General features: G+C 72.7%; 18 protein-coding genes. 13 read left to right on the top strand and 5 right to left on the bottom strand.

What is annotated here, in order from left to right:
* Positions 1-19 precede the first annotated feature (19 nt).
* The 6 genes from ACWDY5_RS24450 to ACWDY5_RS24425 all read left to right on the top strand — a co-directional run bounded on the left by ACWDY5_RS24450 (position 20) and on the right by ACWDY5_RS24425 (position 9414).
* Positions 20-2008, top strand: a complete 1989-nt coding sequence (locus ACWDY5_RS24450; RefSeq protein ID WP_449724489.1) for a putative cobaltochelatase — start codon at positions 20-22, stop codon at positions 2006-2008.
* 16 nt (positions 2009-2024) lie between these two features.
* A complete protein-coding gene (gene cobO / locus ACWDY5_RS24445) occupies positions 2025-2639 on the top strand; it encodes a cob(I)yrinic acid a,c-diamide adenosyltransferase (protein WP_449724488.1) in 615 nt (204 codons plus the stop codon).
* On the top strand, positions 2633-3991 hold the full coding sequence (locus tag ACWDY5_RS24440) for a cobyrinate a,c-diamide synthase (RefSeq protein ID WP_449724487.1): 1359 nt from the start codon (positions 2633-2635) through the stop codon (positions 3989-3991). Before cobO ends, ACWDY5_RS24440 begins: the two co-directional genes overlap by 7 nt.
* A 297-nt stretch (positions 3992-4288) precedes the next feature.
* A complete protein-coding gene (locus tag ACWDY5_RS24435) occupies positions 4289-5812 on the top strand; it encodes an SAM-dependent methyltransferase (protein ID WP_449724486.1) in 1524 nt (507 codons plus the stop codon).
* A 179-nt stretch (positions 5813-5991) separates the two neighbouring features.
* Entirely contained in the window at positions 5992-7200 is a 1209-nt protein-coding gene (cbiE, locus tag ACWDY5_RS24430; RefSeq protein ID WP_449724485.1) for a precorrin-6y C5,15-methyltransferase (decarboxylating) subunit CbiE, read from the top strand.
* 9 nt (positions 7201-7209) lie between these two features.
* Positions 7210-9414 carry a cobalamin biosynthesis protein gene (locus ACWDY5_RS24425; protein ID WP_449724484.1) on the top strand — a complete coding sequence of 735 codons (2205 nt, stop codon included), beginning with the start codon at positions 7210-7212 and terminating at the stop codon, positions 9412-9414.
* A 479-nt stretch (positions 9415-9893) separates the two neighbouring features.
* Here ACWDY5_RS24425 and ACWDY5_RS24420 read toward each other — a convergent pair whose 3' ends face one another.
* The gene (locus ACWDY5_RS24420) at positions 9894-10289 is read right to left on the bottom strand and encodes a winged helix-turn-helix transcriptional regulator (protein WP_449724483.1); all 396 of its coding nucleotides are present in this window, start codon (positions 10287-10289) and stop codon (positions 9894-9896) included.
* 101 nt (positions 10290-10390) lie between these two features.
* On the opposite strand from ACWDY5_RS24420, the gene ACWDY5_RS24415 reads away from it, so the two are divergent.
* Positions 10391-11458 (top strand): alkene reductase, encoded by a 1068-nt coding sequence (locus ACWDY5_RS24415; RefSeq protein WP_449724482.1) that lies wholly within the window; start codon positions 10391-10393, stop codon positions 11456-11458.
* Between the two features lie 258 nt (positions 11459-11716).
* Positions 11717-12979: a uroporphyrinogen-III C-methyltransferase gene (gene cobA / locus ACWDY5_RS24410; RefSeq protein WP_449724481.1), complete on the top strand. Its 1263-nt coding sequence runs from the start codon at positions 11717-11719 to the stop codon at positions 12977-12979.
* Between the two features lie 172 nt (positions 12980-13151).
* Here the strand turns inward: cobA and ACWDY5_RS24405 are convergent, their stop codons facing one another.
* The 3 genes from ACWDY5_RS24405 to yaaA form a co-directional block, all read right to left on the bottom strand.
* Complete coding sequence (locus ACWDY5_RS24405) at positions 13152-15101, bottom strand: DEAD/DEAH box helicase (RefSeq protein WP_449724548.1); 1950 nt, start codon at positions 15099-15101, stop codon at positions 13152-13154.
* A gap of 411 nt (positions 15102-15512) precedes the next feature.
* Positions 15513-16379 carry a serine protein kinase RIO gene (locus ACWDY5_RS24400; RefSeq protein WP_449724480.1) on the bottom strand — a complete coding sequence of 289 codons (867 nt, stop codon included), beginning with the start codon at positions 16377-16379 and terminating at the stop codon, positions 15513-15515.
* A 226-nt stretch (positions 16380-16605) separates the two neighbouring features.
* On the bottom strand, positions 16606-17349 hold the full coding sequence (gene yaaA, locus ACWDY5_RS24395; RefSeq protein ID WP_449724479.1) for a peroxide stress protein YaaA: 744 nt from the start codon (positions 17347-17349) through the stop codon (positions 16606-16608).
* A gap of 75 nt (positions 17350-17424) precedes the next feature.
* Between yaaA and ACWDY5_RS24390 the strand changes: the two genes are divergently transcribed.
* Positions 17425-18441 (top strand): GNAT family N-acetyltransferase, encoded by a 1017-nt coding sequence (locus ACWDY5_RS24390; RefSeq protein ID WP_449724478.1) that lies wholly within the window; start codon positions 17425-17427, stop codon positions 18439-18441.
* A gap of 7 nt (positions 18442-18448) precedes the next feature.
* Here ACWDY5_RS24390 and ACWDY5_RS24385 read toward each other — a convergent pair whose 3' ends face one another.
* Entirely contained in the window at positions 18449-18832 is a 384-nt protein-coding gene (locus ACWDY5_RS24385) for a VOC family protein (RefSeq protein ID WP_449724477.1), read from the bottom strand.
* Between the two features lie 123 nt (positions 18833-18955).
* On the opposite strand from ACWDY5_RS24385, the gene ACWDY5_RS24380 reads away from it, so the two are divergent.
* The 4 genes from ACWDY5_RS24380 (at position 18956) to ACWDY5_RS24365 (ending at position 25226) form a co-directional block, all read left to right on the top strand.
* Positions 18956-20704 (top strand): proline--tRNA ligase, encoded by a 1749-nt coding sequence (locus tag ACWDY5_RS24380; RefSeq protein WP_449724476.1) that lies wholly within the window; start codon positions 18956-18958, stop codon positions 20702-20704.
* A 39-nt stretch (positions 20705-20743) separates the two neighbouring features.
* Positions 20744-22120, top strand: a complete 1377-nt coding sequence (locus ACWDY5_RS24375; protein WP_449724475.1) for a glutamine synthetase — start codon at positions 20744-20746, stop codon at positions 22118-22120.
* Positions 22121-23254, top strand: coding sequence for an amidohydrolase family protein (locus tag ACWDY5_RS24370; protein ID WP_449724474.1), 1134 nt, complete (start codon positions 22121-22123; stop codon positions 23252-23254).
* A 91-nt stretch (positions 23255-23345) separates the two neighbouring features.
* Complete coding sequence (locus ACWDY5_RS24365) at positions 23346-25226, top strand: Xaa-Pro dipeptidyl-peptidase (protein ID WP_449724473.1); 1881 nt, start codon at positions 23346-23348, stop codon at positions 25224-25226.
* Positions 25227-25400 lie beyond the last annotated feature (174 nt).

Here is a 25400-nt window from a genome sequence, read left to right as displayed (position 1 = left end):
CCGAGGAAGGACCTCGCGCATGACCGTCGGCTACCCGTTCTCCGCTGTGGTCGGACATCCCGACCTCCGGCTCGCCCTGCTGCTCAACGCCGTCCACCCTGGCATCGGCGGGGTGCTGGTGCGCGGGGAGAAGGGCACCGCGAAGTCGACCATCGTGCGTGGCCTGGCCGCCTTGCTGCCACCGGCCGACGTGGTCGAGCACTGCCGCTTCGCCTGCGACCCGGCCCGCCCCGACCCGAACTGTCCGGACGCCCCGCACGACGGCGCGGCCACCACCCGCCCGGCCCGGCTGGTCGAGCTGCCGGTCGGCGCCACCGAGGACCGCCTGGTCGGCTCGCTGGACCTGGAACGCGCGCTCACCGAGGGTGTCCGCGCCTACCAGCCGGGCCTGCTCGCGGCCGCGCACCGCGGCGTGCTCTACGTGGACGAGGTCAACCTGCTGCACGACCACCTGGTCGACCTGCTGCTGGACGCCGCCGCCATGGGCCGCGCGCACGTCGAGCGCGAAGGTGTGTCCATCTCGCACGCGGCCAGCTTCCTGCTGGTCGGCACGATGAACCCGGAGGAGGGCGAGCTGCGGCCGCAGCTGCTGGACCGCTTCGGCCTCACCGTCACCGTGCTCGCCGCCCGCGACACCGACACCCGCACCGAGGTGGTCCGCCGCCGCTTGGCCTACGAGGCCGACCCGGCCGCCTTCGCCGCCCGCTTCGCCCCCGACGACCGCGACCTGGCCGCCCGCATCGCCACCGCCCGCGCTGCTTTGTCAGCGGTCGTGCTGCCCGATGTGGAGCTGCGCCGGATCGCCGCGCTGTGCGCCGCGTTCGAGGTCGACGGCATGCGCGCGGACCTGGTGGTGGCGCGCACCGCGCTCGCGCACGCCGCCTGGCGCGGCGCGGCCGAGGTCGACGCGAGCGACATCGAGGTCGCCGCCCGCCTCGCCCTGCCGCACCGCAAGCGCCGTGACCCCTTCGACGAGCCCGGCCTGGAGGAGGAGCAGCTCCAGCAGGCCCTCGCCGCCGCGGCCGAGGAAGCCGAACCGCCGCGGCCGGACCCCGATGACGACCCCAACGGCCCCGGCTGCGGCCAGGACCACGGCGACAACGCCACCCCGCCCGCCGACGGCCAGCAGCCCGCTCCTGACAACCAGTCCAGCCCTTCCGGCGACCAGCCCTCGGGCGGCGGCGAACAGGCCCCGGCCGCCCCGGCCCCCGCCTTCCGCGCCCGCCTGCTCCAGGTCCCCGGCCTCGGCGAGGGCGCGCCCGGCCGCCGGTCCCGGTCCCGTTCGGAGTTCGGCCGGGTGGTCCGTCCGTCCACAGTGGACGGCCACGGCCTGCACCTGTCCGCCACCGTCGCCGCGGCCGCCCCGCACCAGGCCGGCCGCGGCCGCACCGGACCCGGCCTGCTGCTGCGCGGTGAGGACGTGCGCCGCGCGGTCCGCGAGGGCAAGGAGGGCAACTTGGTGCTCTTCGCGGTGGACGCCTCCGGCTCGATGGCCGCCCGCAAGCGGATGTCCGCGGTCAGCGGCGCGGTGCTGTCCCTGCTCCGCGACGCCTACCAGCGCAGGGACAAGGTCGGCCTGGTCACCTTCCGCGGCGGTGGCGCCGAGCTGACCCTGCCGCCGACCTCCTCGGTGGACGCGGCCGCCGCCCGGCTCAAGCGGCTGCGCACCGGCGGCCGCACCCCGCTGGCCGATGGCCTGCTGCGCGCCCGCAAGACCCTGGCCGCCGAACGCCTGCGCGACCCGCGCCGCCGCCCGCTGCTGGTCGTGGTCACCGACGGCCGCGCCACCGTCGGCGTGCACGGTGACCCGGTCCGCGACGCCCTGCGCGCCGCCGCCCTGCTGGCCGCCGACGGCGTGGCCGCGATCGTGGTGGACTGCGAGCACGGCATGGTCCGCCTCGACCTGGCCGCCCGGCTCGCGCTCGCCCTGGGCGCGACCTGCCTGAGCCTCGACGAGTTGTCCGCCGACCGCATGGCAGGCGTCGTGCGCGCCGCCCGCGCGGCCTGAGCCGGGAGGAAACCCGATGCCCCAAGGACAGCCGACCAGTGTGCCCGCCGACGGCCTGACCACCCGGCAACGCCGCAACCGGCCGCTGCTGGTGGTGCACACCGGCGAGATGAAGGGCAAGTCCACCGCCGCGTTCGGCATGGCGCTGCGCGGCTGGAACCAGGGCTGGTCCATCGGCGTGTTCCAGTTCGTCAAGTCCGCCAAGTGGAAGGTCGGCGAGGAAGAGGCCTTCCGCGCGCTCGGCCGCCTGCACGAGCAGACCGGCGAGGGCGGCGCGGTCGAGTGGCACAAGATGGGCGAGGGCTGGTCCTGGACCCGCAAGAAGGGCACCGAGACCGACCACGCCGAGGCCGCCCGCGAAGGCTGGCAGGAGATCGCCCGCCGCCTCGCCGAGGCCCGGCACGGCATGTACGTGCTGGATGAGTTCACCTATCCGATGCACTGGGGCTGGGTCGACGTCGAGGAGGTCGTGGCCGCCCTGGGCGATCGCCCTGGACACCAGCACGTGATCATCACCGGCCGGTACGCGCCGCCCGCGCTGCTGGAGGCCGCCGACCTGGTGGTGGAGATGACCAAGGTCAAGCACCCGATGGACGCCGGGCAGAAGGGGCAGCGGGGGATCGAGTGGTAGCCCGGCTGGTCATCGCCGCCCCCGGCTCCGGCGCCGGCAAGACCACGGTGGCCACCGGCCTGATGGCCGCGCTGCGCAGGCGCGGACTGCGGGTCGCGCCGGGCAAGGTCGGCCCCGACTACATCGACCCCGGCTACCACGCGCTGGCCACCGGCCGCCCCGGCCGCAACCTGGACCCGGTGCTCTGCGGCGAGGATCGCGTCCGCCCGCTGTTCGCGCACGGCGCGCGGGATGCCGACCTGGCCGTCATCGAGGGCGTGATGGGCCTGTTCGACGGCCGCCTGGGCACCCCGGGCCACGGTTCCACCGCGCACGTGGCCACCCTGCTGGACGCGCCGGTCGTGCTCGTGGTCGACGCGCGCGGGCAGAGCCGCAGCCTGGCCGCGCTGCTGCACGGGTTCCGCAGCTACGACCCGGCCGTGCGGATCGCCGGGGTGCTGCTCAACAAGGTCGGCTCCGAACGGCACACCCAGGTGCTCAGCGAGGCCTGCGCCGAGGTCGGCCTGGACGTGCTCGGCAGCCTGCCCCGCGACCCGGCCTTCGAGCTGCCCTCCCGGCACCTCGGCCTGGTCACCGCCGCCGAACACGGCCGTGCCGCCACCGAGGTGGTGGATGCCCTCGCGGACAAGGTCGCCGGCGCGGTCGACCTGGACGCGGTCCTGCGCCTGGCCCGCTCCGCCCCGCCCCTGCCGCCCGCCACCTGGGACCCCGGCCTCGACCCGGACCCGAGACGACCGGTCATCTCCATCGCCGGCGGCGCCGCGTTCACCTTTGGCTACGCCGAGCACGCCGAACTGCTCGCCGCCGCGGGCGCGGAGGTCGCGGTGTTCGACCCGCTGCGCGCCGAGTCCCTGCCCGAGGGCACCGCCGGACTCGTGCTGCCCGGCGGCTTCCCGGAACAGCACGCCGAGGAGCTCTCCGCCAACGCCCCGCTGCGCGCCGCGGTCGCCGCGCTGGCCACCGCGGGCGCGCCCGTGCACGCCGAATGCGGCGGCCTGCTCTACCTGGCCCGCGAGCTCGACGGCCGCCCGATGTGCGGCGTGCTGCCCGCCGCCGCCCGGATGACCCCCAAGCTCACCCTGGGCTACCGGGACGCGGTCGCGATCACCGACTCCGCGCTGCAGCAGGCCGGAACGCGCCGAACCGCACACGAGTTCCACCGCACCGAACTCGTCCCCGCCGCGAGCGACACGGCGGCCTGGGCCTGGCGACAGGACGGCCACCCGCGCGCCGAGGGCTACGTGCTCGGCGGCGTGCATGCTTCCTATCTGCACACCCACCCCGCCGAGGACCCGGCCGCGATCGCCCGCTTCGTCCGGCACTGCGCCGAGTTCGCCACCCGCGAACCCTGAACGCCGGATCGAGGGTCTAGACCGACCCGCAATAAGCAAAAGCCATCGATTGCCCGACACACACAGTCACAACTGTCCTAGGTGGACAGCCACAGCTCCGACAAATCGGCGCAGCGGCGGCTACGTGAAGTGGCGATCTTGACTTAGCGGGGACCAGGCTGCGAGTGGCCGGGATCGCAGGCGGTAACGTCGTCGCCTACTCGCCGGGGGCTCGGTGCACACCGACTCGCGACCCCGGCGCCAAGTCCGAAGTGGACAGAGAAGTCCTTCCGCCTGCCGCGGGAGAGGGGAACAGTTGTGAGTGGTCGGATCTCGTTCATCGGCGCGGGGCCCGGTGCCGCCGACCTGATCACGTTGCGGGGCGCGCGACGGATCGCCGAGGCGGACATCGTGGTGTGGTCGCCCGCCGTGGTCGACGCCGACTGCGTGCGCGAACACGCCAGCCAGGACGCCGAGCTGGTCGACTGCTCCCGGGTGAACCACGAACAGGTCCTCGACGTCTACCGCAGGGCCGCGGTGAAGAAGCAGTCGGTGGTCCGCCTGCACTCCGGCGACGCCGCCCTGTGGGGCGCGGTGCAGGACCAGTACGACGCCGCCCAGAAGATCGGCCTGGAAGTCGAGATCATCCCCGGCGTCTCCGCCCTCTCCGCCGCCGCGGCCAGCGCCGGACGTGAGCTGAGCCCCGTCGCGGACTCCGCCCCCGTGGTGCTGACCAGGCCCGAGGGCGACACCGGCGCCCTGCCCGACGGCGCCAAGCTGCGCGAACTGGCCGCCCACGGCGGCACCATGGCCGTCGCCCTGTCCGCGGCCCGCACCGAGCAGCTGGTCGAGGAACTGCGCGCGGGCGGCTACGCCGAGGACACCCCGGTCGTGGTGGCCTACAAGACCAGCTGGCCCGACGAGCTCCTGGTGCAGACCACCCTCGGCGAGCTCGCCGGCACGGTCAAGGAACACAAGCTCTGGCGCCAGACCCTGTTCCTCATCGGCCAGGTCCTGCGCCCCGGCAGCCAGCGCGCCCGGCTCTACCAGCCCGGCGCCCGCCCCACCAGCTACCGCCGCGGCGACTTCACCGCCCGCCGAGCCGAACGCCTCGCCGCCGCCCAGCCCCCGGACCAGATCGTCGAGGCCGAGGCCCCGGCCGCCACCCCCAGCACCCGCTGGTCCGGCCGCGACCAACTCGAGTCCACCCGCTCCTCCCGCGCAGGCGCCCGCTACCGCACCGGCGCCTCCAAGCGCGCCGCCGCCGCGGCCGCCACCCGCTCCGGCCAGGTGACTCTGGCCCTGCACGAGCAGAAGCGCGCTCCCCAGGCCGGCGCCGGCGCACAAACCCCTGCGGCTCAACAACTTCCGGCCACGCCCGCGGCCGGCACCGGCCCACGGCCCACCGGCACGCAGCCCACCGAGACGCGGCCCATCGGCGCTGTGTCCACCGGCACCCAGTCCAACGATGGCCAGCTCGCCGGAACCCGGCCCGCCAGCGCCGAGCCCGCGAGCACCCGGCCATCCAGCGCCCAGCCCGCGAGCACGCAGTCCCCGAGCGCCCGGCCCGGCAGCTCCGATTCCGGCAGCGCCCAGTCCGCGAGTGCCCGCCCCGCCGGCACCTCGGCCGCGAGCCCCCAGCCCACTTCCCCCGCCCCGGCCCCGCGAGTCGAGACCGTCAAGGTCGCCGTCTCCGTCGAGGCCCCCCACAGCGAACCGCAGGCGGCCACCCCGGCCATGCCCGCGGTGAAAGCGCCCGCGGCGGCCAAGTCCACCGCGGGCAAGAGCAAGGCGAAGTCCACCGCCGCCCGGCGGACCAAACGGACTCCGCGGAACAGCTGACCCGATGACGGCCGACGACGACTTAGCGGGACGCGCGGCGTCACCGCCGCCGGCCTGCCGCCACTCGGGTACTTCAACGGTTCATCGGCGAGCCGAGCCAGCGGATCCGGCGCGGCGTTGCCATGATCGACTTCAGGGCGGCCGGTGGTGGCCGTAACCGAGGCGGAGTGGGTGGCGACATGACGGTCACGGTGGTCGGCGTCGACGGCGGTCCCCTGGTCCCCGACGCGCAGAAAGCCCTTGCCGACGCGCGTTTGGTCATCGGCAAGCGCCGGTTGCTGGAACTCCACGCGCCCGAGGGGGCGCGCCGGATCGAGTTCGGTCCGGTCGGGCCCGCGCTCGCCGCGCTCGGCTCGCTCACCGACGAGGACGGTCCCGCCGTGGTGCTCGACCACGGCGACCCCGGGTTCTTCGGGATCCTGCGGGAGATCCGGGCGCACAACATCCGCGCCCAGGTGGTGCCCGCGCTGTCCACCGTGCAACGCCTGCTCGCCCGGGTCGGCCGTCCCAGCGACGACGTCACGGTGGTCAACGCGCTGGGCCGCGAACTGCGCAAGGCGCTCAACGTCTGCCGCGCCCGCCCAGCGGTCGCGGTGTTCACCGAGGGTGTGGCCGGTCCCGCCGAGATCGCCGCCGGTCTGCTGGGCTGGCGGCGCACGCTGATCGTGGCCGAGGACCTCGGTGGCCCCGATGAGAAGGTCACCTCGATCTCCCCGGCCAAGGCCGCGAAGCGCCGCTGGAAGGACCCGAACCTGGTGCTGTGCCTGACCGATCCCGGTCTGGTGCCGGAACCGGGCTGGTACCTCGGCGGCGAGCCGGTGCCCGCGGTCGGCGGCTGGGCACTGCCCGAGGACGCCTTCGCCCACCGCGATGGCATGGTCGCCGGCGCCGAGGTGCGCGCGGTCGCACTGGCCAGGCTCGCGCCGCGGCCGGGCATGCTGGTGTGGGACGTCGGCGCGGGCTCCGGCGCGATCGGTGTCGAATGTGGACGGTTGGGCGCCGCGGTGATCGCGGTGGAGCGCAACCCGGTGCACACCATGCGGATCGTGGCCAACGCGGTCAACCACGGCGTGGACGTCCGCATGGTCGAGGGTGAGGCCCCCGCGGTGCTGTCCGGCCTGCCCACCCCGGACGCGGTGTACATCGGTGGCGGTGGCCCGAAGGTCGTCGAGGCCTGCGCCGCGGTCGGCGCGGAACGCGTCGTGGTCGGCCTCAACGCCCTGGACGAGGTCGCCTCCTGCCGCAACGCGCTGCGCGCCGGCGGCTACCAGGTCGACGGCTGCCAGCTCATCGCCGCCCGCCTCAGCACCCTGGCCGACGGCTCCAGCACCCTCACCGCGGTCAACCCGACCACCCTGCTGTTCGGCCGCCGCGAGGACGCCGGATAGCGTTGGCGCGTGATCGGGCTGTTCGCGGCGAGCGCCGCCGGAAGGCAAGCCGCCGCTGAGCTCGCCGGCCGCCTCGGCCCGGCCGCCGTCCTCGCCGACGGCCCCATCCGCCCCGCCCTGGAACGCCTGTGGCCCCAGCTGGACGCCGCGGTCTTCCTGCTCGCCACCGACTCGGCCATCCGCCTGGTCGCCCCCCTGCTGCGAGAACGCCACAACGACCCGGCCGTGGTCTGCGTCGACGAGGCCGAACGCTTCGCCGTGGCCCTCATCGACGGCCCAGCGGGCAACGCCCGCGACCTGGCCGCGCAGGTGGCCGAAATCCTCGGCGGCACCGCCGTGGTCACCGCCGCCGACCACGCCACCGGCACCACCCCGCTGGACGACCTGGTCGAACTCCTCGACGCCGCGGTGGACGGCGACCTCACCGCCTGCGGCGCCGCCGTCCTGGCCGGCGAACGCGTCCGCCTGGCCAACCCCCTCGGTTTCCCCCTGCCCGCCCTGCCGTCCAACGTCCTGCTCGCCAACGCCCCCCTAGGCGACGAAAGTCCACAGTGGACGATCCTGCTGGACGACCGCCTGCCCAGCCCCGAACCCGAGGGCCACCTGCTGCGCATCGTCCCGCGCACCCTGATCGTCGGCGTCGGCTCCACCAGCGGCGTGTCCACCACCGCCGTCACCACCGCGGTCGCCGCCCTGACCGACGAGCACCGCCTGGACCACCGCGCCATCCTCGCCTTCGCCACCGTCGAGGCGAAGGCCACCGAACCCGGCATCCTCGAAGCGGTCGAGGACCACGGCTTCTGGACCGCCCGCACCCCCCGCCTGCTGCACTACGCGGCCTCCACCCTGGCCACCATCCCCGTCCCCAACCCCAGCCCGCACACCCACACCACCACCGGCACCCCCAGCGTCGCCGAAGCCGCCGCCCTGCACGCCGCCGCCACCCTCGCCCACGGCGCCCCCACCGAACTCGCCGCCGAGAAAACCATCCGCGGCAACGTCACCGTCGCAGCCGCCCGCATCCGCCCGCGGGGCCGCCTGGCCGTGATCGACCTCGGCCCCGGCAGCCCAGACCTCCGCGTCCCCCGCGCCGAAACCGAACTCCGCAAGGCCGCCGTGGTAGTCGGCACCGAGGACACCCTCAACCAGGTCCGCACCCTGGTCCGCCCCGGCACCGAACTCTGGTCCAGCGGCAACCCGGACGAAGCGGCCCGCCAGGCAGTCGAGCTGGCCACCACCGGCCGCGCCGTGGCCCTGCTGAGCCCAACAGCCCCAGCCACCGGCCCAGAAGTCACCGTGGTCACCGTCCCGGGCCTGTCCCCAGCAGCGGTCGCGGCCACCACTTTGCTGGGCACCCCAGCCAACGCGTCACCCAGCGACAGCGCGCACCAGACCGCCGAGCCACCGCACCCAGCCACCGACCCGGACAGCAACACCGAGCCGACGGCGAACGCCGACCCAGCCCCGGCCAGCACTCAGCCCGGCAGCACCCCAGCGCACGCAGAGATCCCAGCGCGCCCAGAGATCCCAGCGCGCCCAGAGACCCCAGCGCACGCGGAGGCACCGCCGCATGCAGAGACGCCGCCGCACGCAGTGACGCCGCCGCACGCAGAGACGCCGCCGCACGCAGAGACGCCGCCGCACGCAGAGACGCCACCTCGCGCGGACGTGTCACCGCATACGGACATGCCGCTGCAGGCGGGCACCCCACTGCATGCAGGTGTGCCGCCGCACCGAGGCCAGCAAGCAGCCCCCGACGCGGCGTCAGCCCTCGGCACAGCGCCGCATCCCGACACCTCGTCACACCCCGGCACGGCACCGCGGCTCACCGCGGCGCTCTCCCCGGGCGCGGCGTCGGATGTGGACGCGGCACCTCATGGCGGCACGACCGCGCCCGGCGGCCACATCGAGCTGACCCTGTCCGCGACCGAACCGTGGCCCGTACAGGAACAGCGTCTGCGTGTGCTCGCCGCGAGCGATCTGCCGTTGCGGCTGAGTCCCACGACCGCCTGGCGAACCCGGGCGGACGAGGTCCTCGCGGTATTGGTGGAGTCCCGTGGACCGAACACCCCTGCCGGTGTGGTCCGCGACGCGGGCCGGTCCGATCAGACCGCCCGGTGGATTCCGCTGGCCGAGTTGGACCCGGCCGATTTCGACGCTAGCACTGCCGTCGTGATCGGTGTCCCGGTTGTCCACAGGGGTGCGAAGCGCTGAGGAAATCGCGCCGGTGGGAACCGGTCGCGTGCGCGAGTTCAGCCGAATGTGTACCCGGGCGGCGGGAACTCGCTGGTTCGGTCATTTCTGTGGCCGTGACCGTCGTGTGATCGTCGCTGCTCGTGTTTCCACAGGGTCTCGCGAATCCAACTTCCGTGCAGTTGACCAGCTAGTTGGCCGCGTGTTGGCATTGAGTCAGCACCGGGACGTAGTCGGGCCAGACTCGGGGAGGTCGAGAAACGGGCCTGTCACGGCAGGCAAGTGGTGGCCACTGCGGCATGAGCAGTGGCGAAATGATTATCCGAAGCCCCCCGACGCCACGGTGCCGAAGAACGGAGTGTGAAGTGGTAGTCCGCGACGCGTTCGCGGCGGGCGGTCAATTCCGCACCCAGTGTGCTGATCGCGCCGAAGAGAGACCGCTCTGCCTGCCCCATCCGCCGCCCGGGGCAGGCAGAGCTTTTTCTGTTGCCGAATAAGACTCAGCTTTGTCTGACTGGTTCCGTCGCCTCGGACTCGTCGGCCTCGGCCGCTTTGGCCGCGGCGTAGGCGGCCTTCTGCTCGGGCGTGGAGTGCCGGTGCGCCCAGTCACCGAGCAGGGTCACCACGTCGGCCAGCTCGCGTCCCTTGTCCGTCAGCCGGTACTCGATGCGCACCGGCCGGGTCGGCTCCACGTGCCGGGTGACGATGCCCTCGCTCTCCAGCTCCTTGAGCCGGATCGACAGCAGCCGGTCGGTCAGGTCGGGGATGGTCTCGGTCAGCTCCGAGAAGCGGGTCCGGCCGGCCAGCATGGCGCGCACGATCGCCCCGGTCCACCGGCGACCGAGCACCTCCATGGCGTCCTGGAACTGCGGACAGTAGGGGGTGATCTGGTCCATTTGCGCAGCTTACCTCCGATTAGCGCCTTCCGCTTGACAAACTCACCTTTCGTCAGCATTCTTACGATAGGTAAGTCAGTGGGCAACCTTGGAGGAAGTACGTGAGCATCCTGTTCGACGAGACGAAGGTCGGCGGTCTGGGCTTGGCGAACCGCATCGTCATGTCCCCGATGACGCGCAACCGTGCCGACCGGGCCGGGGTGCCCACCGACCTGATGGTCACCTACTACGCCCAGCGCGCGGGCGCCGGACTGATCGTCACCGAGGGCACCCAGCCGTCGGCGATCGGCCAGGGCTACGTGACCACGCCCGGCCTGCACACCGAGGAGCAGGTCGCGGGCTGGCGGCGGGTCACCGACGCGGTGCACGACAAGGGCGGGCGCATCTTCATCCAGCTCATGCACACCGGCCGCGTCGGCCACCCCGCGCTGCACGACGGTGAGCCGCAGGTCGCGCCGTCCCCGGTGCTCCTGGAAGGGCAGACCTACACCTACGAGGGGCTGCTCGACAACGAACCGCCGCGCGAGCTGACCACCGCCGAGATCGAGCAGACCATCCGCGACTTCGCCGAGGCCGCGCGCAACGCGATCCGGGCTGGCGCCGACGGCGTCGAACTGCACGGCGCGAACGGCTACCTGATCCACCAGTTCCTGGCCGGCAACACCAACCAGCGCACTGACAAGTACGGCGGCTCGGTGGACAACCGCATCCGGTTCGCCGTCGAGGTCACCACCGCGGTCGCCGAGGCCATCGGCCCGGAGCGCGTCGGCCTGCGCATCTCGCCGGCAAACACATTCAACGGGACCGCCGAGACCGACACCGAGGAGCTGTACCCGGCGCTGCTGCGCGAGATCGCCTCGCTCAACCTGGCGTACCTGCACATCGTGGAGAGCGCGGGCCGCGAGTTCACCCAGAAGCTGCGCGCGCAGTGGCCGGGTGTCGTCATCCTCTCCCCGGTCAACGACGGCCTGCCGACCGGCAAGGAGCACGGCGAGCAGGCGATCGCCGACGGCGCGAGCGACCTGGTGGCCTTCGGCAGGCAGTTCCTGGCCAACCCGGACCTGCCGGAGCGGTTCCGCACCGGCGCGGAGCTGAACGAGGCGGACCCGGCGACCTTCTACGGCGGCGACCACCGCGGCTACACCGACTACCCGGCGCTGACCGGCTGATCGGCGCTGGCTGGTTGATCGACGTTGATCGGCTGACAAAGCTGGCCGACTGATCGAGCTGGTCGGCTGGCCGGCCGGGACTGACGAACCGGCGGCGGCCAACCGGCCGGGCGAGCAGGACGGAGGGGCGACCGTGCGGGTCGTCCCTCCTCGTCATGTCAGCACGGCGAATATTCCACTCGGCGGTGGCTATGGTCATCGACACAGCTCGGTGTCGTGATCGTGGACTTCGCCGCGTGCCGGGGCATGCTGTCTGCCATGCACGCAGAGCACCACTATCTGGCCGGGCTGGACCTCACCGGCCGCCGGGTTGTCGTCATCGGCGCCGGGACCGTGGCCCAGCGCCGCCTGCCCAGGTTGGTCGCGGTCGGCGCGGCGGTCGAAGTGATCGCCCCCGAGGCGACTCCGGCGGTGGATGCCATGGCCCAGTCCGGCGAGATCACCTGGACCCGGCGACGCTACGCCGAGGGCGACCTGGACGCCGCCTGGTACGCGCTGGCCTGCGCGGACGACCCCGAGGTCAACGCCGCGGTGGTCGCCGAGGCCGAGGCGCGGCGGGTGTTCTGCGTGCGTGCCGACATCGGCGCCAAGGGCACCGCGGTCACGCCCGCGATGGGGGAGCACGACGGGCTGCTGCTCGGGGTGCTCTCCGGTGGACGGCCGTTGCGCTCCGCGGCCGTGCGCGACACCGTGCTGGACGCGTTGCGCACCGGGCAGCTCGACGACGCCCACGAGCGCACCGCCGAGCGGGCAGGCGAGGACAGCCAGGCCGGTGAGCTGCCGGGTGTCGCGCTGGTCGGCGGTGGTCCCGGCGACCCGGAGCTGATCACCGTGCGCGGCCGGCGGCTGCTGGCCAGGGCGGATGTGGTGGTCGCCGACCGGCTGGCCCCGCGCGAGCTGCTGGAGGACCTGCCGCCGCAGGTCGAGGTCGTCGACGCGGCCAAGATTCCGTACGGGCGCGCCGCCAGCCAGGAGTTCATCAACCGGACCCTGATCGAGAACGCGCTGGCCGGGAAGTTCGTCGTCCGGTTGAAGGGCGGCGACTCCTACGTCTTCGGGCGCGGTTTCGAGGAGCTCATCGCCTGCGCCGAGGCCGGCGTGCCGGTCACCGTGGTGCCGGGGGTGACCAGCGCGTTCGCCGTGCCCGCGCTGGCCGAGGTGCCCGTGACGCACCGCGGGGTGGCGCACGAGGTGGTGGTGGTCTCCGGGCACGTCGCGCCGGACGACCCGCGTTCGCTGGTGGACTGGTCGCTGCTGGCGCGGATGCGCGGCACGCTCGTGCTGCTGATGGCGGTGGAGCGGGCCGAGGTGTTCGCCGCCGCTTTGGTGGAGCACGGCAGGCCCGCGGACACGCCGGTCGCGGTGATCCAGGAAGGCGCGACGCGGAGTCAGCGCGTGCTGCGCTGCACGCTGGACGGGCTGGGCGCGGCGATCAAGGACGAGGACATCCGGCCGCCCGCGATCATCGTGGTCGGGCCGGTCGCGGGACTCGCCGCGGAGCTGCCCGGCCGTTCCGGCTGATCGAGCGCCGGCGTTCCCGCGTCACGCTGAGCGGCAAACTGCGGAGGCGGCGAGCGATCCGGGCGCCAAGCGCATGAGCGCTGGGCTGGACCCAAGCGCGGCACGCACAACGAGAACGGCCCCGGCGCCAGATGAATGGCGCCGGGGCCGTCCCCGTCAGTACTGCTGTTGGTCAGCGACCCGCACTCGGGCGGCGGGCGGCGCCGCCGGTGTGCCTGCGCGGCTGCCAGCCGCCGCGGTTGGCGCTCGGGCGGCCCTCGCCGCGCCAGCCTTCGCCGCCGGCGCGCCGGTTGTCGCCACCGGAACGGTTCTCGGTGCGGTAGCGGTTGTCGCCAGCGCCACTGCCGCCGGTGCTGTGCCGGCTCTCGGAGCGGGTGTTGTCGTAACGGCTTTCGCCACCGGCGCGGTTGTCCGAGCGGTAGCGGTTGTCACCGCCGCGGTAGCCACCGGTGCGCTCACCGGTGCCGCGGTTCTCGCCGTAGGAGGAGCGGTTCTCGCCGTAGGAGCCGCCGTTGCGGTTCTCCGGGTAGCGGTTGCCGTAGGAGCGGTTCTCCCGGTAGCCACCCTCGCGGGTGTCCCTGGCCGCACCGTCCCTGGGGGCAGCGTCCCTGGCGGCGCCGTCACGGTAGCCGCCCTGACGCGGGCCGCGGTGGTCATCGTTGCGACGGTAGTTGTCGCCGCCCCGGTAACCCTCGGCGCTGCGGTAGCCGCCGCCGTTGCCCCGGTACTCGCCACGCTCCTGCGAACGGTTGTCACCGCCGCGGTTGGCCTCGAACCGGCTCTCGCCGCCGTCGCGCCGCGCGTCGGTGAAGTCCCGGCGGGAGGCCCCGCCACGCTCATCGGTGCTCGGCTTGAAGCGGCTCGGACGACTGCCCTGGCCGCGGTCACCCCAGCTGCTGCGACCGCGGTAGCCACCGCCCTCGCCGCGATCCGGCCGGTCACCGAACTTGCGGCGGCCCTGCGGGCGCTCCGGCTCGTCCGGGATCGCCACGCCGCTGGGCTCGCGGGCGCCGGTCAGCTCGATCAGCGCCTGGTCGCCGGGGCGGACCTTGGTGGTCACCGGGCTGACGCCGGCCTTGCCGGTCATCGCCTGCACCGAGCGGCGCTGGTTGTGCAGCACCAGGGTGACCACGGTGCCGGACTCGCCGGCGCGGGCGGTGCGCCCGGCGCGGTGCAGGTAGTCCTTCGGGTCGGCCGGGGGGTCCACGTGCAGCACCAGGCTGACGCCGTCGACGTGGATGCCGCGGGCGGCGACGTCGGTGGCGACCAGCACCGGGGCGATGCCCTCGCGGAACTCGGCCAGCGTGCGGGTGCGCGCGCCCTGGGTCTTGCCGCCGTGCAGCGCGCCGGCGCGAACGCCCAGGCTGCGCAGCTTCTTGGTCAGGCGGTCCACGGTGTGCTTGGTCCGCACGAACATGATCGTGCGGCCCTCACGCGCGCCGACCTCGGCCACGATGGTGTTCTTGTCCTCGGCCGAGATCAACAGCACGTGGTGGTCCATGGTGGTCACGCTCGCCGAGGAAGGCGCGGTCGAGTGCGTGACCGGGTTCTTCAGGTACTGGCGGACCAGCTTGTCCACGTCGCCGTCGAGGGTCGCGGAGAACAGCAGCCGCTGACCGTTCGGGTCGACCAGGTCGAGCAGCTCGCGGACCTGGGGCAGGAAGCCCATGTCAGCCATCTGGTCGGCCTCGTCCAGCGCGGTCACGGTCACCTCGGACAGGTCCGCGGTGCCCTGGCGCACGTGGTCGGCCAGCCGGCCGGGCGTGGCGATCAGCAGGTCGACGCCGCGGCGCAGCGCGCTGATCTGCTTCGGGAACGAGGTGCCCCCGACGACCATGCGGCAGCTGAGGCCGAGCGCGTCGGCGTAGTCGGTGAGCGAGTCCTGCACCTGCATGGCCAGCTCACGGGTCGGCACCAGCACCAGGCCACGCGGCTGGCGCGGCTTGGCGTGCGAGCCGGCCAGGCGGGTCAGCATCGGCAGGCCGAAAGCCAGGGTCTTGCCGGAACCGGTCTGACCACGGCCGAGCACGTCCTTGCCGGCGAGCGCGTCCGGCACCGCGGCGGCCTGGATCGAGAACGGGGTGATGATGCCCTTGCGCGTCAGCGTCTGCACCAACTGGATGGGCAGGCCCAGCTCGCTGAAGGAAGGAACCGCCTGCTCGACGACGCCGGCAGCGTCCTCAGGGCGAACGGGACTGACAGATGTGTCAACGGACACAGATGACCTCCGAGACGTGGCACGTCTCGGGGATGCCCCCCGCCATGGATGGCGGTTCGGGAGCTGATCGCAAGGACGAGCCCGGCGCGTTGCGCGCCTCTGGTGGGTGTGGTTGGCACCACGGGCCGTTCAGTGTGGCTGGGCGGGGACATATGTCATCCGCCCGATCGCGGTACTCGATCAGTGTAGCTGGTGTCCGAACAAGCTCCGCACCGATCCAGCTCCTAGTGAGCGAGCTAACGTCGGCACTGGTCAGCGGAGGGGCGGTCCGGCGGACGCGCGTTGTCCACCGCACCGCCCCGGCACCTCAGCTGATCACCGCATTCCCGCCTCCCTGGCCAGCAGGTCGACCAGCCATTCCGGGTCGGCCACCGCCGGCGGCATGCCGCGGCTGACGAACCAGTCGCACACCCCGCGCACATCGCGCTCCAGGTAGCTGCTCGCCGCCGGGTTGGCGACCAGGTCCACCGCCTGCGGCACGTCGATGAGCATCAACCGCCCGCGGTGCACGAGCAGGTTGAACGCGGACAGGTCGCCGTGGGTCAGGCCTTGTCCGGCCAGCTCCAGCAGCGCCTGGACCAGCTGCCGCCACAGGCCGCGCAGCTCGTCCGGGTCCGGGCGCAGCTGGGCCAGCCGGGGTGCGGCGGTGCCGTCCGGCTCGCCGAGGAACTCCAGCAGCAGCTCGGTGTTGGCCAGCTGCACCGGGTACGGCACCGGCGCCCCGGCCAGCCACAACCGGCTGAGCACGGCGAACTCGGCGACCGCCCATTGCTGGCTGATCACGTCGCGGCCGAAGGAGGTGCGCTGTTGCATCGCGCGCATCTGCCGCGACTCGGCGACCTTGCGGCCGTCCAGGTACCCGGCGTCGCGGTGGAACATGCGGTGCTCGCGGGCCCGGTACCGCTTGGCGGCCAGCAGACAGGAGGTCCCGTCCGCGCCGGTCCGCTCGATCAGGTGCACGTCGGCTTCCTTGCCGGTCTTGAGCACACCCAGCTCGACGTCGGTGACGTCCGGGTCGGTCACCAGCCATTCTGGGATCGGCGCGGGTCCGCGTTCGGACCGGGAGAGCTCCTCGAACCGCCGTCGCCGGGTCGCGTCGCGCGGCTCCTCGTCGTCGAAGCGCTTCTTGCGACGCGGGGTGCGGGTGGAACTGAAGGCGTTGTCGTACTCGTGCCTGCGCACGCTGGGTCTCCTAGGTGACTACACCCCAGCCGCGCGCGGAAAAGAGGTCAGCGACCGGCGGGGAGAACGGGTGGGCAGCGGCGGACCGCGCCCATGGCGACAGTCAGATCCATCTGTCCCACCTCCTCGACCCAGCCGGTGTGCTCACCGGCGCCGGTGCGTGCGAAGGGCAGCATGCCGACCACCGGCGCGCCGCACAACCGAATTACTTGTCAGCAGCGATTCATCAGCCGCTGACAATCACATCCAGCGCCAGGTCCCCGGCCCGCTCCACCCGCATGCCCGCCGCCACCGCGACCTTGCGCACCGCCTCCACCGTGCCCGGCTCGGACCGGGACACCGCCAGCGCCCGCGCCAGCCTGCCCTTGTGCGACTTGTTGTGGTGGCTGACCACGGTCCGCTTGCCGCGCGCGTCCTCGGTCAGCACCCGCACCGCCACCGCGCCCGGCACCTTGGCCAGGTTCGCGTAGACCCCGGATCGCAGATCCACCACCAGCCCATGCACCGCGGCCAGCGCGGGCTCCAGCGCGGGCCGCCACAGTGAGCCCAACGGCCCGATCGCGGGCAGCACACTGCCGCCGGAGAGCCGGTAGGCCGGAATCCGATCGCCCGCGGCGAGCACTCCGAACAGTGCCGAACCCACCGCGAGCCGCGCGTTCGCCCTGGCCAGCTCCGCCTTGGTGAACGCGGCCACGTCCAGGGCGTCGTAGAGGACCCCGGTGTAGCGCCGCAGCGCGGGCAGCGTCGGCGCGCGCCGCAGCTCGGCGTTGCGCGCCACCTCAGCGGCCTGCCGCGCGGACAGACCCAGTGCGGCCAGGCTGGCCGGCACGTCGGCTGACAACTCCACCAGCGCGTCCAACAACTTCTCCCGCACCGGGTTCAGCTCGGGCGCGAACAGCCCGTCCACCGCGAGCGCGGGCCCGTCGCCACCGGGCGCCTTGGTTTCCGAAGGGGGGAGCAGAACCAGCACCAACGCACCCTATCCGGGGACAGCGCCGGGAAATTCAGTCGTCACCTCCTCGAGTGGTCCCTACCTTCCTTACTCATGCGGACCTCCGGCACGGACCTCGTCCATCGGCCCCTCACCACGGCCGACACGCCGGCCTGGGCCGAGCTGAGCGCGGCCGTGGCCAAGACCGACCCCGGCGCCGAGGAGTTCTCCGCGAGCGAGCTCGCCGAGGACCTGACCGTGCCCGGCTTCGACCCGGCCGCGGACTCGCTCGGTGTCTTCCACGGCGACACGCTGGTCGCGGTCGCCCTGGTCCACCGCAAACCCTCCGGCGAGCCCGAGCTGTGGTACCGGCTGGACGCCGACGTGCACCCCGACTACCGCCGCCGCGGCATCGGCGCCAACCTGCTGCGCTGGCAGCGCGAACGCGCCAGGCAGATGCACCGCGACAGCGGCAGCGCGCTGCCCGGCTTCGTCGCCGCGGGCCGCCACCAGGACGCCGCGGACCACGAGAAGATCCTCACCGTCGCCGGCATGGAGCCGGTGCGCTGGTTCTTCGACATGGAATGCGACCTGACCACACCCCCGGCCGCCGCGCCGATGCCGGCGGGCCTGCACCTGACCGACTTCCCGGTCAGCGAGGACGAGGCGGTCCGGCTCGCCCACGTGGAGGCCTTCGGCGACCACTGGGGCAGCCCCTACGCCGACCCCGAGCACTGGCAGCACCACTTCGTCGGCTCCAGCCAGTTCCGCCGCGACCTGTCCAGGGTGGCCTACGACGGCGACCAGATCGCCGGGTACGTGCTCTGCTTCCAGGGCGAGCACGACCGCGGCGCCCATGGTCAGGAACGGGTGTGGCTCGGCGACATCGGCGTGCGACGGCCCTGGCGCCGCCGCGGCCTGGCCGCCGCGATGATCGCCGACGTGCTCACCCGCTTCGTCGACGCCGGGGTGCCGCGCGCGGTGCTCGGCGTGGACGCGGACAACCCGACCGGCGCGCTCGGTGTGTACCGGCGCGCCGGGTTCGTGGTCACCCAGCGCTGGGTCAGCCACGGCGAACGACTGGCGCCCGCCACTGACGAACCGCGACCGCCGGAGAGCGACCAGCGCTGAGCCGTCCTCAGCTCGCGGCGGTCAGCTCGCCGTGGTCGGCGATGCAGAACTCGTTGCCCTCCGGGTCGGCCAGCACGGTCCAGGCCAGGCCCGGCACCTCGTGCGTGGCCAGCACCTTCGCGCCCAGCCCGACCACCCGCTCGATCTGCCCGGCCGGGTCCACGCCGCCGAGGTCGATGTGCACCCGGTTCTTGCCTGCTCGTTCCTCGGGCACCTTCTGGAACCCGAGCACGGTCGCACCGGGCACGGCCGGCGCGGTGACCACGTAGTCGCCGTAGTCGACCGAGACCGAAGTGCCCAGCACCTGGGTCCAGAACCCGGCCAGCGCCTGCGGATCCGCGCAGTCGATGGTCACCATGCCGATGCTCAGTGCTGCTGTCTGCTCTGTCATGGCGGGCACGCTAGACCCCGCCACCGACAACCCGCCTGCGCTGCGCGGATACCCTTCACTACGCTTCCGTGCGCGCCCAGTCACACCGCGCCCACCCGACACCGAAACCCCAGGAGTCCCGTCGTGATCACCAGGATGTCGTCGTTGTTCCTGCGCACGCTGCGTGAGGATCCGGCGGACGCCGAGGTGCCGAGCCACAAGCTGCTCGTGCGCGCAGGCTACGTCCGCAGGGTCGCCCCGGGCATCTTCTCCTGGCTGCCGCTCGGTTACCGGGTGCTGCGCAACGTCGAGAAGGTCGTCCGCGAGGAGATGGACGCCATCGGCGGCCAGGAGGTGCACTTCCCCGCGCTGGTGCCCCGCGAGCCCTACGAGGCCACCAACCGCTGGACCGAGTACGGCGACACCCTCTTCCGGCTCAAGGACCGCAAGCGGGCGGACTACCTGCTCGGGCCCACCCACGAGGAGCTGTTCGCCCTCATGGTCAAGGGCGAGTACAGCTCCTACAAGGACTACCCGGCCGTGCTCTACCAGATCCAGAACAAGTACCGGGACGAGGCGCGCCCGCGCGCGGGCATCCTGCGCGGCCGCGAGTTCGTCATGAAGGACTCCTACTCCTTCGACCTCGACGACGAGGGCCTCAAGCGCTCCTACGAGCTGCACCGCGAGGCCTACATCCGGATCTTCGACCGGCTCGGCCTCAAGTACGTGATCGTCTCCGCGGTCTCCGGCGCGATGGGCGGCTCGGCCTCCGAGGAGTTCCTGGCCGAGAGCGAGACCGGCGAGGACACGTTCGTGCGGTCCTTGGAGTCCGGCTACGCGGCCAACGTCGAGGCCGTCACCACTCCGGTGCCCCCGGCTCGCCCGATCGAGGGACTGCCCGCGGCCCAGGTGCACCACACGCCGAACACGCCGACCATCGAGACCCTGGTCGACTTCCTCAACGCCGCCGGTCTCGGCCGCGAGTTCACCGCGGCGGACACGCTGAAGAACGTCATGGTCAAGGTGCGCAAGCCCGGCGACGCCGAGTGGCAACTGCTGGCCGTGGGCGTGCCCGGCGACCGCGAGGTCGACTTCAAGCGCCTGGAAGCCTCGGTCTCGCCGCTGGAGGTCGCGCTGCTGGAGGAGGCCGACTTCAAGGCCAACCCCTGGCTGGTCAAGGGCTACATCGGCCCGAAGGCCATCCAGGACAACGGGGTCCGCTACCTCGCCGACCCGCGCATCGTCACCGGCACCGCCTGGGTGACCGGCGCGGACCAGGCCGACCACCACGTCGTCGACCTGGTCGCCGGCCGCGACTTCACCCCGGACGGCGTGATCGAGGCCGCCGAGGTCCGCGCGGGCGACCCGTCGCCGGACGGCGCCGGCACCCTGGTCACGGCGCGCGGCATCGAGATCGGCCACATCTTCCAGCTCGGCCGCAAGTACGCCGACGCCTTCGGCCTGGACGCACTCGGCCCGGACAGCAAGCCGGTCCGGATCACCATGGGCTCCTACGGCATCGGCGTCTCCCGCGCGGTCGCCGCGGTCGCCGAGCAGAGCTATGACGAGCGCGGCCTGATCTGGCCGCGCGAGATCGCGCCCGCCGACGTGCACGTGGTCATCGCGGGCAAGGACGAGACCCTGCGCGAGGGCGGCGAGAAGCTGGCCGCCGAGCTGGACGCCCAGGGCATCCGGGTGATCCTGGACGACCGCACCGCCTCCCCGGGGGTGAAGTTCGCCGACGCGGAGCTCATCGGCGTGCCCACCATCGTGGTGGTCGGGCGCGGCCTGGCCAACGGCGTGGTCGAGGTCAAGGACCGGCGCTCCGGCGAGCGCGAGGACGTGCCGCGCGAGGAGGCCGTGGCCAAGCTGGTCGCCCTGGTGCGCGGCTGAATCTGGCGTGACAACCAGGCACCGGGTACACCTGCGTAGGTGACTGCGCAGCTACCCCTGGACGCCAACGGCGTGGACGAACTGGCGGCTCGCCTGCGGGCGGGGGGCATCGACCTGATCGCACTGTCCTTTGTGGACAACGCGGGGATCGCGCGGGTCAAGGCGGTGCCCACCCGCAGGCTGCCGGCGGCCGTCCGGCACGGGGTGGGCGCCTCGCCCTGCTTCGAGACCTTCACCTGCGACGACCGGCCGCTGGTCGGCAAGTACCTCGGCGGACCCGACGGCGACCTGCGGCTCATCCCGGACCTGAACCGGCTGGTGCCACTGGCCGGGCAGACCGGCTGGGCGCTGGCCCCCGCCACCAAGTTCACCCAGGACGGTGAGGTCTTCACCGCTTGTCAGCGCAGCTTCGCGGCCCGTCAGGTCGCCGCGGCGGCCGAGCTCGGCCTGGAGCTGCGGATGGCGTTCGAGACCGAGTGGCAGGTCGGGCTGCCCGGCACCGGCGCGGAGTTCGCGCCCGCGTTCGAGGGGCCGGGATACGGGCTGTCCCGGTTGTCCGCGGTCGCCGACTACGCGCGTGAACTAGTGCAGGTGCTCGACCGGCAGGAGATCCAGGTCGAGCAGTTCCACCCCGAGTACGCGCCCGGCCAGCTGGAGCTGTCCATCGAGCCGAACGACCCGGTGGCCGCGGCTGACGACGTGCTGCTGGTCCGGCACACCATCCGCAGGCTCACCGCGGCGCACGGCTGGCGGGCCAGCTTCGCGCCGACCGCGATCGCGGGCCGTTCCGGCTCCGGCGCCCATGTTCACCTGTCCGTGCACGGCAAGGACGGGCCGGTGTTCTCCGGCGGACCCGGTCGCCACGGTCTGCGGCCGGTGGGGGAGGCGTTCCTGGCCGGGGTGCTGCGCGAGCTGCCCGCCCTGCTGGCCATCGGCGCCGGGAACCCGGCCAGCTTCCTGCGGCTGCAGCCCTCGTTCTGGGCCGGGGCCTGGCAGTGCTGGGGCCGGGAGACCAGGGAGGCGGCGCTGCGGTTCATCACCCCCTCGGCCGGTCAGCGGGTCAGCGCGGCCAACGCCGAGGTCAAGTGCTTCGACGCCACCGCCAACCCGTACCTGGTGGTCGGCGGCATCATCGCGGCCGGACTCGCGGGCGTGCGTGACGAGCTGACCCTGCCACCGGAGATCACCGGCGACCCGGTCGCCATGACCGAGGACCAGCGCGCCGCCTCCGGAGTGCACCGGCTGCCGACCTCGGTGCTCGCTGCCGCGGACGCGCTCGCCGGTTCGGAGATCCTGGCCGAGGCACTGGGCGCGCCGCTGCACGACGCGATCCTCACCGTGCGCCGCGGCGAGGCGGAACGCTTCGCCGAAGCCGACCCCGAGGAGATCGTCGCGCGCACCCGCTGGCTGTTCTGAATGATCACCGACGAGGTGGTCCTGCTCGACCACCACTGCCACGGCGTGGTCGACGCCGACCTGGACCGGCCCGCCTTCGAGGCGCTGCTCACCGAGGCGCCCACCGCGCACCCTGGCCGCAGCGGCTTCGACTCGCTGCTCGGCGCGGCCGTGCTGCGCTGGTGCGCCCCGCTGCTGGACCTGGAGCCGCACTGCGACCCCGAGCGCTACCTCGCGCGACGCTGGGAACTGGGCTGGGTCGAGGTCAGCAGGCGGTTGCTGAGCGCAGCCGGGGTCGGCATCTGGCTGGTGGACACCGGGTACAGCTCGGTGTCCCTGACCACCCCCGCCGAGCTGGCCGGACTCGGCGGCGGCGTGGCACACGAGGTCCTCCGCCTGGAACAGGTCTTCGAGGAGATCTCCAGAGAAGCCGATTCTGCGGGCCTGGCCGAGGCAGTGGAGGCGGCGGTGCGGGCGCGCGGCGCGCACGCGGTCGGGCTGAAGAGCATCGTCGCCTACCGCACCGGCCTCGACCTGCCCGCCCAGCCACCCTCGGCGGCGGAGTTCACCCGCGCCGCTGACCACTGGCTGCGCGAGGGCGGCGGCAGACTGGCCGACCCGGTGCTGCTCGGCTGGCTCGCCCACCTGGGCGTGCGGGTCGGCGCCGAGCTCGGCCTGCCGCTGCAACTGCACACCGGCTTCGGCGACCCCGACCTGCGGCTGCACCGCGCCGACCCGCTGCTGCTCAGCGACTTCCTCGCCGCCACCCGGCACGGCAGCGCCACCGTGATGCTGCTGCACTGCTGGCCGTTCCACCGCAACGCCGGCTACCTCGCGCACGTCTACGGACAGGTCAGGGTTGACGTCGGACTCGCCGTGCCCTACGTCGGAGAGCGCGCCCATGAGGTGCTCGCCGAACTTCTGGAACTGGCCCCGTTCAGCTCGGTCTGCTACTCCTCCGACGGTTACGGCCTGCCTGAGCTGCTGTTCCTGGGCGCCAAGCTGTGGCGCCGCGGCCTGGGCCGCCTGGTCGACACCTGGCTCGCCGACGACGCCCTGTCCACCAGGTCCGCCGAACGCCTGGTGCATGGCATCGCCGCGGGCAACGCCACCAAGGTCTACATCCATGTGCGCCCGAATGGAGCAACCGACTAGGCGGAATCGCCCACGTCGCTTATGTATCTGTTGAAACGCACCTCCTTTAGTTCGTATCTGCTGGTCACAGCGATCTTGTGTGCTGGATCTCATGCGCCCTGCACGCACCACACTGACCCTGCTGACCGCGGTGACCGCCGCGTTCGCGGGCACCCTGGCCGCCCTGCCGGCCATCGCCGCCCCGGCCCCGCCCGGGATGTCCGTCGTCGCCAACGAGACCCAGCCGATCTACTCCCACGCCGAGGCCATCCGCGAGACCGTCTACATCGAGTCCGCGATCGACAGCGACTCCGACGGCAAGCCCGACCGCATCGCCGCCGACGTGATGCGGCCCAAGGAGACCAACACCGCGGGCCTGAAGTCACCGGTGGTCATGGAGGCCAGCCCGTACTACCGCGGCACCACCGCGCGGGAACGCGCCGTCGACGCCGACCGCCAGATCCCCGGCACCGCGCCCCGCGGCTTCGGTCGCTGGTACGACGAGTTCTTCGTGCCGCGCGGCTACGCCGTGGTCGAGGTCGAGATGCAGGGCACCTCGCGCTCCGCGGGCTGCCCGACCACCGGCGGCAAGGAGGACACCGCCTCCATCGCGGCCTCCATCGACTGGCTCAACGGCCGCAAGAAGGCCTTCTACGCCGACGGCAAGCCCGCGGTCGCCTCCTGGAGCACCGGCGCGGTCGGCATGCTCGGCGTCTCCTACAACGGCACCCTGCCCAACGCGGTGGCCACCGCGGGCATCGAGGGCCTCAAGACCATCGTGCCGATCGCGGCCATCTCCAGCTGGTACGACTACACCCGCGACCAGGGCATCGGCTACAGCGGCGGCTGGGACCGGCGCTACCCGGAGTACCTGGCGAACTACGTCATCAGCGCCGAGGCCAAGACCAAGTGCGCGGCCAAGGTGAAGGCCCTCGGCGACAACGCCGGTGACAACACCTTCGACTACACCCCGTTCTGGCAGGAGCGCGACTACCGGCCCAACGCCGCCAACATCAAGGCCTCGGTCTTCGTGGTGCACGGCCAGGAGGACTGGAACGTCAAGCCCGGCCACTACTCCAAGCTCTGGTACGAGCTGGTCAAGAACAACATCCCGCGCAAGATCTGGCTGCACCGCGGCGCGCACCTCGACCCGATCGGGTTCCGCCAGGCCGAGTGGCAGAAGGTCATGCACAAGTGGATGGACCACTGGCTGGTCGGCCTGGACAACGGGGTCATGAAGGAGCCGATGGCCGACATCCAGCGCCCCAACGGCGCCTGGGAGACCCACTCCACCTGGCCGCAGGCCGGCACCGCCGACGCCAAGCTCTACTTCGGCCCGGCCGCCGCGGGCGCGGTCGGCTCGCTGAACAAGACCGCGAGCACCGGCACCCAGTCCTTCACCAACAACAGCAGCCAGACCGAGGCCACCGCGGTGTCCACCCCGGAGACCGCCAAGGCCAACCGGCTCGCCTACCTGACCGCCCCGCTGGCCAAGAACACCACCCTGTCCGGCACCACCAAGCTCGACGTCACGGTCACCCCGGACAGCAACAGCACCCCGCTGACCGCGGTGCTCGTCGACTACGGCCCGGCGACCACCACCACGCTGTCGGACAAGACCCCGGAGCAGCTGCTCACCGAGTCCTGCGAGGCGGCTGACCTGGCCATGCGCACCGGCTGCGCGGCCCCGCCCGCGGAAAGCCAGGCGGCGGCCACCTACCAGGTGGTCACCAAGGGCTCCATCGACGTGAAGAACCACGCCTCGCTCAAGACCGGCACCGCGCTGACCCCGGGCACCGCCTACCGGGTGCGGTTCGAGCTGCACCCGAAGGACTACGTGTTCCCGGCCGGGCACCGCATCGGCGTGGTCTTGGTGGCCAACCTGAGCAGCTACGTCTCGGTGGACGCCGCCGCTCGCGGCGTCCGGGTGTCCCTGGCCAACAGCAGCATCGACCTGCCCCTGGTCGGCGGCGGCACCGCACTCGGCGGCTGACCGCATCAGATCACCCAACAGCGGGTAACACCAGGTCAACCGTGGTCCCGTCCGGCACCGCGCCGGGCGGGACCACCGGTCGTTTCGTAGCCAACGTCCACAACCGAACAACCCGAAAGTCGTTCAGATCCAAAACATTGGGCCATTAGGCCGATTCACGGAACCGGGTCGTCA

This window comes from Crossiella sp. NPDC003009, from assembly GCF_053591555.1.
The sequence above is the reverse complement of the archived record's forward strand: the minus strand, read 5'-3'. Positions and strand labels throughout refer to the sequence as shown.

Coding starts and splice junctions, on each gene's coding strand:
- cbiE (WP_449724485.1), top strand. CDS start 5,992: ATGACGGTCACGGTGGTCGGCGTCGACGGCGGTCCCCTGGTCCCCGAC.
- ACWDY5_RS24385 (WP_449724477.1), bottom strand. CDS start 18,832: ATGACAGAGCAGACAGCAGCACTGAGCATCGGCATGGTGACCATCGAC.
- ACWDY5_RS24370 (WP_449724474.1), top strand. CDS start 22,121: ATGATCACCGACGAGGTGGTCCTGCTCGACCACCACTGCCACGGCGTG.
- ACWDY5_RS24390 (WP_449724478.1), top strand. CDS start 17,425: ATGCGGACCTCCGGCACGGACCTCGTCCATCGGCCCCTCACCACGGCC.
- cobO (WP_449724488.1), top strand. CDS start 2,025: ATGCCCCAAGGACAGCCGACCAGTGTGCCCGCCGACGGCCTGACCACC.
- cobA (WP_449724481.1), top strand. CDS start 11,717: ATGCACGCAGAGCACCACTATCTGGCCGGGCTGGACCTCACCGGCCGC.
- ACWDY5_RS24365 (WP_449724473.1), top strand. CDS start 23,346: ATGCGCCCTGCACGCACCACACTGACCCTGCTGACCGCGGTGACCGCC.
- ACWDY5_RS24420 (WP_449724483.1), bottom strand. CDS start 10,289: ATGGACCAGATCACCCCCTACTGTCCGCAGTTCCAGGACGCCATGGAG.
- ACWDY5_RS24450 (WP_449724489.1), top strand. CDS start 20: ATGACCGTCGGCTACCCGTTCTCCGCTGTGGTCGGACATCCCGACCTC.